The sequence below is a fragment of the Thermus sp. FJN-A genome (assembly GCF_054655095.1).
Window position 1 is genome coordinate 1 of record NZ_BAAHSC010000176.1, and the last position, 9,544, is coordinate 9,544.

General features: G+C 64.8%; 8 protein-coding genes and 1 pseudogene. 6 read left to right on the forward strand and 3 right to left on the reverse strand.

From position 1 onward, the window contains the following. Positions 1–185: pseudogene (locus ACYQ0J_RS07240) on the reverse strand (IS982 family transposase); the annotation flags it as partial. Positions 186–317: 132 nt separating this feature from the next. Between ACYQ0J_RS07240 and ACYQ0J_RS07245 the strand changes: the two are divergent. From ACYQ0J_RS07245 to ACYQ0J_RS07270, 6 genes are all read left to right on the forward strand, one after another. Continuing rightward, positions 318–1,586 carry an RNA-guided endonuclease InsQ/TnpB family protein gene (locus tag ACYQ0J_RS07245; RefSeq protein WP_231291389.1) on the forward strand — a complete coding sequence of 423 codons (1,269 nt, stop codon included), beginning with the start codon at positions 318–320 and terminating at the stop codon, positions 1,584–1,586. Beyond that, positions 1,534–1,773 carry a helix-turn-helix domain-containing protein gene (locus ACYQ0J_RS07250; protein WP_014516141.1) on the forward strand — a complete coding sequence of 80 codons (240 nt, stop codon included), beginning with the start codon at positions 1,534–1,536 and terminating at the stop codon, positions 1,771–1,773. Before ACYQ0J_RS07245 ends, ACYQ0J_RS07250 begins: the two co-directional genes overlap by 53 nt. A 97-nt stretch (positions 1,774–1,870) precedes the next feature. Then, positions 1,871–3,355 carry a hypothetical protein gene (locus tag ACYQ0J_RS07255; RefSeq protein ID WP_014516140.1) on the forward strand — a complete coding sequence of 495 codons (1,485 nt, stop codon included), beginning with the start codon at positions 1,871–1,873 and terminating at the stop codon, positions 3,353–3,355. A gap of 265 nt (positions 3,356–3,620) precedes the next feature. After that, complete coding sequence (locus ACYQ0J_RS07260) at positions 3,621–5,096, forward strand: radical SAM protein (RefSeq protein ID WP_014632236.1); 1,476 nt, start codon at positions 3,621–3,623, stop codon at positions 5,094–5,096. Continuing rightward, entirely contained in the window at positions 5,089–6,285 is a 1,197-nt protein-coding gene (locus ACYQ0J_RS07265; RefSeq protein WP_003043751.1) for an MFS transporter, read from the forward strand. Before ACYQ0J_RS07260 ends, ACYQ0J_RS07265 begins: the two co-directional genes overlap by 8 nt. Positions 6,286–6,485: 200 nt before the next feature. Further along, a complete protein-coding gene (locus ACYQ0J_RS07270) occupies positions 6,486–7,019 on the forward strand; it encodes a hypothetical protein (RefSeq protein ID WP_014516139.1) in 534 nt (177 codons plus the stop codon). 373 nt (positions 7,020–7,392) lie between these two features. Here ACYQ0J_RS07270 and ACYQ0J_RS07275 read toward each other — a convergent pair whose 3' ends face one another. Then, entirely contained in the window at positions 7,393–9,123 is a 1,731-nt protein-coding gene (locus tag ACYQ0J_RS07275; protein WP_245537212.1) for a family 1 glycosylhydrolase, read from the reverse strand. Beyond that, positions 9,120–9,544 (reverse strand): transposase (locus ACYQ0J_RS07280; protein WP_460171509.1); only part of this gene is annotated, 425 nt, incomplete at its 5' end. The genes ACYQ0J_RS07280 and ACYQ0J_RS07275, both read right to left, overlap by 4 nt.

Here is a 9,544-nt window from a genome sequence, read left to right on the forward strand (position 1 = left end):
AAGAGGCCGAGGTCTTTGGCGAGGGCCAGGGCCTTGTTGTGCTTGCCGCCGAACTCTAGGGCGGCAAGGAGGGCGAGGGTGAGGATGGCGGAGGCGGGCGTTTTGGCTTGGGGGTCATCCTTGTAGCCCATGGCTTGCAGGGCGTCGTCTATAATGCAAAAGGCCGCTATGAGACGGGAAAGCATAGCGGCCACTATTTTTTCAGATCCAGGGGATAGGTAGCAACTTGGGTTATCATATGCACGTGCCTGAAGAACGCACCACGCGCCAGGTGATCGAGCGCTACATCCAGGAGCAGCGCAAGCATCAGGTAGACGATGCATAAGGCGTTCAAGTACCGACTCTACCCCACCCGGCCCCAGCAAAAAGACCTGGAGCGCACCCTTGCGCTGTGCCGCAGCCTGTACAACGCCGCCTTGCAGGAGCGTAGAGATGCCTACAAGAAGGGCGGGAGGACTGTCGGCTTCTACGAACAGAAGAGGTATCTGCCCGAGATACGGGCCGAGCTGCCGGAGTACAAGCGCATTCATTCCCAGGTCTTGCAGAACGTCATCGAGCGGGTGGACAAAGCCTTCCAGGGCTTCTTCCGACGGCTTAAGGCCAAGGGGAAAGCGGGCTATCCCCGCTTCAAGGGGCAGGGGCGCTACGACTCCTTCACCTTCCCCCAAGCGGATAAAACAGGAGTCAAGGTTCAAAAGGGTCGGGTACTGTTGTACGGCATCGGCTCGGTCAAGTGCAAGTTCCACCGTCCTCTGGAGGGGAAACCGAAGACCGCCACGGTCAAAAGGGAGGGGGAAGAGTGGTACATCGTCTTCGTCTGCGAGGTGGACCCCAAGCCCCTTCCCTCCAACAACCGGGCCATCGGGATAGACCTGGGCACCAACCCCCACTTCCTCGTCACCTCCGACGGGGAGATGGTCGAGGCCCCCCGGTACCTCCACAAGGCGCAAGCCAAACTCGCCGCCGCACAGCGCAGCCTTGCCCGCAAGAAGCGGGGTAGCCGTCGTCGCGAGAAGGCCAGAAAGCGGGTTGCCAAGCTGCACCGCAAAATCGCCAACCAGCGCAAAGACTTCCACCATAAAATTGCAAGGAGGCTGGTCAATACCTATGGAACCATCGTTCACGAGAATCTGAACATCCAAGCCCTATCCCGCTCCCGTCTATCCAAAGGAGTTCTGGATGCGGGTTGGGCGCAGTTTCTCCAAATCCTCGCCTACAAAGCGGAAGAAGCTGGTAGGCGGGTCGTGGGGGTAGACCCCCAACATACAAGCCAGGACTGTCCAGTGTGCGGCCACCGGGAAAAGCGTCCCCTCTGGGTGAGGGAATTTACCTGTCCGGGTTGTGGGACTCCCCTGCATCGGGATGTGGCCGCCGCGCTGAATGTTCTGGCAAGGGCCTGGACGGGGCCTTCGGGGATGGGTACGGCGTGGGCCGTCCCGTGGTCACGGGCGAAGCCCGTATCTTGGGAACCGAGAAGCCTCGGACTTCAGTCCGAGGAGTCGTCACAGGACCAAGGAGAAGGGGGAGAACGCCATGGGAGGAAAGTTCGAGGGCAAGGTCAAGATCACGGAGGAACTCCTCTTTGATGAGGAGTTCATCGCCGAGCTCAAGCGCAGGCGGGAGACCCTGGGAGTCTCCGCCACCCGGTTCGCCCGGATGCTGGGCCTCCGGCCCCACTGGGTCTTGCGGGTGGAGCAGGGCAAGGACTACCTGGCCCGCAAGCCCTACTACCTGGTGAAGCGCTACCTCCGGGCCCTGGGCTTTGACGAATAGCTCCGGGGCGCAAGGGGCCGTGCAGGGAGCTGGCATAGGTAGGGGGTACGGGTGCCCATGGCCCGCGGGCCCTGGGGCGGGCCGTTAGGCTGGTCCTATGGACCCATCCCGCCTCCCCATCGCCCTCCGCCTCCTGGAGGGGGGAAAGGACCGGGAGGCCCTGGCCCTCCTCCAAACCCCCCAAGAAGGCCTCCCCGAGGCGGAGCGCCTGGCCCTCCTGGGCTTCCTGGAGGGCCGCAAGGGGGACTGGGGAGGGTACCGGGCCCTGGCCCTGGAGGCCGCCCGGAGGGCCCAGACCCCCCTCACCCTCTACCACCTGGGCCTCGCCCTGCCCCCGAGGGAAGGGGCGGTGGCCCTGGAGGAGGCCCTCCACCGCTTCCGGGGGAACTCCCAGGCGGAGGCCCGGCTCCACCTGGCCCTGGCGGTGGTCCTGGAGCGCCTGGGCCGTCCCGAGGCCCTGGCCCATGCCGCCTTGGCCCGCCTCAAGGCCCCTTCCCCCTGGACCCGGCTCCACCACCTCCGCCTGGAGCTCTTCTTCGGCGCCCTTCCCCTCCCCGAGGTCCTGGAAGAGGGGGAGGAGTTCCTGCTCCACGAGCTGCCCGGGGTGCGCCTCCTGGCCGGGCACACCCTGGCCCTGGCCCACCTCCTCCGGGGCCAGCCCCGGCGGGCCCGGACCCTCCTCCAGGGCCTCCTTCCCCTCCTGGGCCCGGGCAGCCTCCCGAGCTTCCTGGTCCTTGGGGCCTTGGCCCTGGAACCCCTTAGGGCCCGGCTCCTCCTGGAAGCGGCCCAGGCCGGCCCCCAGGCGGGGTGGTCCCAGGGCTTCCTCCTCCTGGCCCAGGGGCTCCTGGAAGGGGGGGAGGCGGCCAGGGATCTCCTCCTCTCCGCCCACGGCCTCCTCCGGGAGGACGGGGCCCTCTACGCCCTCCTGGCCGAGGCCCGCCTCAGGGCCCTGGGGGCGGAGGTAGAGGCCCCACTGGCCCCCCGCCTGGCCCCCGCCCTCCGCCCCGAGGCCCGGGCCTTCCTGCTGGGCCGAGGGGAGGAGACCTCCCTCCGCCTCCTTGACGGAGGTCCCCTACCCTCCTTAGGGCCTAGGGGCACGGAGGCGCTGGCCCTCCTCCTTGCCCACGAGAAGGGCATATCGGGAGAAGCCCTGGCGGAGGCCCTCTACGGGGAACCCAACCTAGGGGCCTTGAAGACCCTCCTCCACCGCCTGCGGGCCAAGGGCTTCCGGATCTCCTGCGCCCCCTACCGTCTGGAAGACCCTCCTCCCTCGGACCTTTTGGCCTTTCTCAGGGCCCTTTCCGGGAGAGACCTGGAACAGGCCCTTGCCCTTTACCAGGGCCCCCTCCTCCCCTGGAGCCAGGCCCCGGGGGTGGAGGCGCTCCGCCTAGAACTGGAGGAGACCCTGCGCCGGGCGGTGCTGGCCTCGGGGGACCAGGAGGCCCTCTTCCTCCTCGCAGAGCGCTTGGGGGAGGACCTGGAGGTTTGGGAGGCCCTCCTGGAGGGGCTATCCCCCGAGGATCCCCGCTACCCCATCGCCCGGGCCCGGGTGGAGCGGCTTCGCCGGGAGTACGGGGTGTGAACCGGGAGGGAAGCAGTCGGGACTCCAGCAGGCCAGGGAAGGGGCGGGACCAGGGCCTCTTAGAAGGGCCAGGAGAAGCCATCCCACGAGGAGAACCCAAGGCCACCTGTGCCTCATGCTTCCAGGGTGCCAAGGGGGAGGTTACGCGGGGAGTCCAAGGTTACGCGAGGTTACGCAGGGGCCATCGTTGGGAAGAGCTTCCACGTAACCTGGACGTAACCTCCCCCCTGCTACCCTGGGGCTAACCCGTAAGGGGGTGGAAGAAATGCACGAGAGGGGTTTACAACTTCCAAAGGTCGTAGGCCAGCAGCATGATTTCCTGATGGTTGCCATTGATACAGGCAATTTTATATTGGCTTACGAGGAGGACCTCGAAGAAGGATTAGGCTCGGAATACGAAAGGCTTTGGGTCGAAGACGTGCCCCTTGTCCTTGCCAGCGACGCTAGCGTTGTCCTACGCAGAGAGCGGTTCGGGGGAATACTCTACGGCTTTAAGAGGGGCATTTTTCTCAATCAGGAAGCCTTCGACCTTGTTAGATCCTTTGTAGTTGCTACTAGGCCATCGCTGGCCCTCAAGCAAGTTCTCAAAGAAGGAGGCTTAAGTGAAATTACCAAGGGATTTGTAGAGGCAGCGGGGCATTTAATCCTTTACTTGATTGCCGAGGGATACCTTCGCCCTTCTCAAGAAGGGCTGGAATCTAAAGCTTTGTTCCTAGACGATCAACACTTCTCCGATGACCGGTACTATAGGCCTCTATCCATGGAAATCGAGCTCACGAATAGGTGCTATAGGCGTTGTGCATACTGTGCATACGAATCCGGCCCTGAACCCAAAATACCTCTTCGGGAAGAGCTGACTTTCGATGAGTGGGGATATATCTTGGATTCCATAAGAAAGGAAGGGGTCTTCTACCTTGAATTCACAGGAGGTGATCCACTGAGTAGGCCAGATGGATTGGAGATCATCCGCCTAGCGGACGAGCTAGGGTTTAGCGTTCAAGTTAACACCGACTTGTCCGTGTTGCGAGATAGCGACTTAGATAAGATTGCGTCCACAAAAAATCTGAACTTCGTGGGTACCACTTTAGACGGATCTAGTCCGGATAGCCACGATTTGCTTCGGGGTAAGGGGGGATTTAAGACTACCTTGCGGCAGATAAGTCTCATTGCCAAAGCCGGTATCCCTCTGGCTGTCTTCACGGTAGTTCACAAGAAGAACTACACTGAGATTAGAAAGATAGGTGAAATCGCAACACAAAACAACGCTATGTATGGGATTGCGCCCATGTATCCCGCAGGGCGCGGGGCAAGCTTGAATCATCTCGTTCTTAGCCAGGAAGAGTGGGACTTCGCTGTAGGGGAATACATGGACATGGTTAGATTAGGTGCGATTAAGCCCCACCAAAGGCTGTGGTATAAGCTTTCTAGAGAACTTAGATCGGAAAACCCGGCCCGCGATCAGATATGGCTTACCTCTAGGGGTAATCGTGCTCTTCGCGTAGATCCGAGGGGTAATGTCTACGTTTCTGCCAAATTGCGTGAGTGGCGGCCCAGGTATTCGTTCTTCGGCAACCTTCTAACGAGCACTTTAGCCGACATTTGGGAGAATTCGCCTCTACTGCAAGAGCTACGGAAAATACCTGTTCAACCGAACTTCTTTGATGCCGTGGACATTCGGACTATCCCCAATTACACCAGCGAAATCCCTCTAGCTGATGGCTCAGCGTCCCAGCATGGCTAAGGATTTAACTCCGCCCTCGGGTACCTTCTCCTTCTTCCTCCTCGCCTTCCTTCTAACCCTGACCGGCCAGGGCCTGGTGGTGGCGGGCCTATGGCGGTTCCTGGAAGCGGGAGCCTCGGGGCTACAAACTTCGGTCCTCACCCTGGTTCAAGCCTTAGCGAGCATCCTGACCCCCTTTCTCCTCCAATCCTGGCTTGAGACCAGGCCCCAAATGGTGCTCCGCCTCCTCGCCTTTGGCCTTGGGGTAGCGGCCCTCCTCGCCCTGGGAAGCCCTGGCCTTAGCACCTTTCTTCTCCTTTACGCCGCCTTGCTCGCCCTCTTCCTCTTCCTTACGGCTGCTCTGGCCATCTACGGCGTTTTACTGGGAAGCGCCCTGCCCCGCCTCTTCCCTAAGGAGGCCCTGTCCCAGGCCAACGCCCGCTGGGAAATGGCCAATACCTTGGGCCTGGTCCTGGCCCCCCTCATAGGGGGCTTTGCCGTGGACCGCCTGGGGCCCTACGCCCTTCCCCTCTTCGCCCTTCCTCTGGGGGTGGCCCTGGTCCTCCTCCTGGGCCTGAAGGCCCCTCCTCCCCTAGGCCCTTCCGAAGGGAGGCGGAAGGCCTTTGGGGGTGTACCCTTGGGTGTTCTCCTCCCCGTTGCTCTACCTGCCCTTCTCCCTGCCCTGGCCCTCACGGGGGGCGGGGTCCTCACCGCTCTTCTCTTCCACGACCTCAAGCGGCCCGAGGGGCTAGGTATCGCCTGGGCGGGCTTTAGCCTGGGGGGCTTCCTTGTGGCCCAGGCCCTTACCCGCGTCTCCCTCCCCCCGGTCCTTGGCCTCCTCGGGGGGCTTGGCCTCCTGGGCCTGGGCAACCTGGGGAACGGCCTCCTCCCTTACCCCCACCTCCTCCTCGGGTCTTTGGTCTCGGGGGCGGGGGTTTCCGTGGCCCGGATCGCCTTCCGGACCTTCCTCCAGCGGCTTGCCCCCCCGGAGACCCTGGTGGGCCTCTTTGCCTACGTCAACGTCCTCACCCAGACGGCCCGGGTCCTGGGCTCCCCCTTGGGCGGGGGGCTTGGGGACCTCCTGGGGCCCAGGGGGGCCTTCGTGGCCTTTGGGAGCGTTTTCCTCCTGGCCTCCCTTCTCTTTCCCCCTCTCCTCCGCCTCTCCCAAAGGGTTCTCTCCCCTCGTGGTGACGCCGAGGGGCGTGGGTGAGGCCCTCCTGGGCTCCACGGGCGGTATTCCCCTGCTGCTACTCTGGGGCTAACCCGTAAGGGGGTGAATGGCGATGCTCAAGGAGGTGCAAGAGGTCAGGGTCGGCGGCCGGACGCGGCGGGTGTACGTGCGCCCCTTTGCCATGCCTGCTCCATTACAGGTGGGGTCATCTGGATGGTGGAAGGGTTCGCTCTAGAGGCTTGAACCCGGTCTGGAAACTGGCCTTTCTTTCCGAGGCCCTGGGCGACCTGGGGGCCGCCCTGGGCTTCAGCGCCTTGAGCCTGGAGGTGGCCCGCACGGGGGAGGCCTTCTGGGTAGGCCTCTTCGCTGCCCTCGGGTACTTCACCCTAGGCCCTTTGCTCCTCCTGAGCCCCCGGCTGGACCGGGGAGACCCGGTGAGGGCCCTCCTCCTCCTGGCCCTTCCGTTCCCTCCTTTCCTCGCGGGGGGCCTGCTCTATGGGTTTGCCGTCGGGGTCACGGGCGTCCACCTGCGGGCCGTGCGGGGGTGGTTGCTGCCCGAGGAGGCCCTGGCGGGGAGCCTGGCCGCCCTGCGGGCCCTGATCTACGGGGCGGGCGCCTTAGGGGGAACCCTCTCGGGGGTCCTGGGGGGGATCGGCGTGACCCTGCCCTTGCGGGTGGCCCTGGCCTCCTTCCTGGCCTTCTACCTCTTCGCCCTTGGCCCGCTCCATCCCAGGCGCCTGGAGGAGGTAGAGGCCATGGGGAGAGCCTCCTAGCCGGTGCGAAGAGGGCTTGGTCTTATCGCTAAGCTTGTTTCCCGCAAGGCTGACCCTCCCCTGAGGCCCGGGTGGACCGGCCCTACCCATGGGGGTGGGGGGTAACACTACCTTGGAAGGGCGCAGATGGGCGGAGGGGGAACGGAGTCTCGGGAAAACGGCGGGAGGATTCCTGAGCCGCTTTGGCGTGGGGGTTTGGGCGTATCCCCTCAGTTTGTGGTGGTGGGAGGGACCTGGTGCCCACGGCTCTGGGCCGGGTAGCTTGAGCCCGGGCCCCCCACCAAAAGAGCTGGAAAGGGCACCCCCGAAGGGAAGGGGTCTACTCCCTGGAGGCCTCCGGGACCCCCTTCACCCTACAGTTTTAGGCTCCCCTTCACCCCGAGGGCGGAAGCGGCACCTCCAGGGAAGAGGCCTCCTCCTCCCGGGGGGCCTTGGACAGGCTTTCCTCCGCCTCTAAAAGCCTGAGGAAGCCCATCAGGTCCACCGCCGCCAGGTCGTAGAGGAAGGCCTCCACCACCCGCTCCGGCACCACCCCCTCGCCCCCTCGCACCGCGTACCCCAGGGTCCTCAGGCTCTGGGCCACCGTGGCCGCAAGCTGCTGCTCAAAGGGCACCGGGGCCGCAGGGAAGAGGATCCGCACGGGGCTCTTCATTCCAAGGCGCACCACCCGGCCCAGGACCTGGTCCAGCCCCGTGGCCGTCCAGGGCAGGGTGAGGACGATCTGGGCCGTAGGTCTCTTCCCCGTGGTGTCGTGGAAGGAGAGGCCCACACCCCCCTTGCCCGCGGTGGCCAGGAGGAGGCGCACCCTCCCCTCGTCCCAGGCCGCCTTGGTCCTCCTGAGGGCGCTTCCCGTCTCCGCCCCGGTGTAGAAGGCGAGGTCCTCTCCCAGCCCTCCGAAGGCCTCCCGGACCATCGCCACGGGGGAGGGGAGGGTGAGCCCGAGGCCCTTCAGGGCCGGGGCCAGGTGGCGGTGGAGGGCCCCCTTGAGCCCCCTCTCCTCGGCGTCCTGGAGGAAGGCCTCCACCGCCTCGGGGCTCGTGAGGTCCAGGGTCTTGTCCGAGCGGTACTGGACGAAGAGCAGGACGTGCCACCCCTCCTCCAGGAGGCCGGCCACCAGGGGAAGGGCCGCCCTCAGCTTGATCCTCTCCAGGATGGCCCGGGAGAGGAGGGTGCGCTGGGCCATGACGATCCCCCGCTCCTCCTGGGGGGCCCGGTAGGCCGCCGCCTTGAGCCGCCTCCGCACCTCCGCCAGGAGGGCCTTCGCCTCCTCGGGGACCTCCAGGAGGGGGACCTCGTAGGCCACCAGGCCCTCTGGGGGGCGGAAGAGGCGCTTGGTGAGGAGGTTGCGGTCCCGGAGGTACCCGTGGAAGCGGGCTAGGTCCTCAATCCCCCCCGCGAAGTAGAACTCCCTCCCTCCCCGGTACCGCTCCCGGGTGTAGACGGCGAACTGGCGCATGAAACGGGTGAAGAGGCGGTAAGGGACGAAGCCCGTGGGCTCCAGGAGGTAACGGGCCTCCCAGGGCCGGTCAAAGGGGGTGGCGGTGGCGTAAAGGGTGAAGAGGGCCCGCCAGGCGGCCTCCACGTGGGCCTCGAGGTAGGCCACCCGCTCGGGGTCCTCCACGACGGCCTCTCCCGTCCAGAGGTCGGGGTAGGCGGCCCCGTTTTCCGTGATGTAAAGGGGCCAGGGCACCTCCCGGCCGAGGTGCTTCAAGAGGTGGTAAAGCCCCTCGGGGTAGACCTCCCACCCCATGGCCGTGACCGGCCCCTCCGGGGGAAGGTAGCGCACGGGCAAAGGCCCCGTCCCCGGGGCCACGCGGACGGGGGCGTAGTAGTTCACCCCTAGGAAGTCCAGGGGCCTTGCGACGAGCTCCAGGTCACGGGAGAGGTTGGGAGTGGGCGGGGGGTCTTGAAAGGGGCTTTCGGGATACCCCCTGCCCAGGATGGGGTCCAGGAAGTAGCGGTTGTGGTAGCGGTCAGCCACGTCCACCGCCTCGGGGTCCTCGCCGTACACCGGGGCGAAGTTGAGGACGATCCCCACACGCTTCGTCCCCGCTGCCCTCAAGGCCTCCACGGCGAGGCCGTGCCCCAGGAGGGGTCGTGTCAAGAGTTATGTGTAAGAGTCTGTGTGCGGGGGGCATACCGCTCCTGAAGCATCTTCTCCAGCACCTCCTTCACCTCCGAGAACCCCTTTAGTTTCCGTTCTGCCCACCTCCCTGCAAGATGTTCGCTTCGCGAAGCAGCCTGCCTCTCCGACTCCAGGTAAAGAAGCTTGTACACCGCCTCTTCCTTAGGAAACTTGTGGTCCCGCACCTTCGTCCCCCGCCGTAGCTCCCGGATAAACCGCTCCATCAGGTTGGTGCTCCGCAAGTACGGCCAAAGCACCTTGGGGTACCCGTAGAAGCGCAGGAAGGCTCCAGACTCCTCCACCCAAAGCCCCACCACCCCCGGGTACCGCGAACCCCAGGCGGCCTTCACCTCCTCCAAGGCCCCAAGAGCTTCTTCCCGGCTCTCCGCCCCGTACACCC

What these genes read in the sequence shown, in the direction of transcription:
- ACYQ0J_RS07265 (WP_003043751.1), top strand. Translation starts at nt 5,089, where the DNA reads ATGGCTAAGGATTTAACTCCGCCCTCGGGTACCTTCTCCTTCTTCCTC.
- ACYQ0J_RS07245 (WP_231291389.1), top strand. Translation starts at nt 318, where the DNA reads ATGCATAAGGCGTTCAAGTACCGACTCTACCCCACCCGGCCCCAGCAA.
- ACYQ0J_RS07255 (WP_014516140.1), top strand. Translation starts at nt 1,871, where the DNA reads ATGGACCCATCCCGCCTCCCCATCGCCCTCCGCCTCCTGGAGGGGGGA.
- ACYQ0J_RS07260 (WP_014632236.1), top strand. Translation starts at nt 3,621, where the DNA reads ATGCACGAGAGGGGTTTACAACTTCCAAAGGTCGTAGGCCAGCAGCAT.
- ACYQ0J_RS07250 (WP_014516141.1), top strand. Translation starts at nt 1,534, where the DNA reads ATGGGAGGAAAGTTCGAGGGCAAGGTCAAGATCACGGAGGAACTCCTC.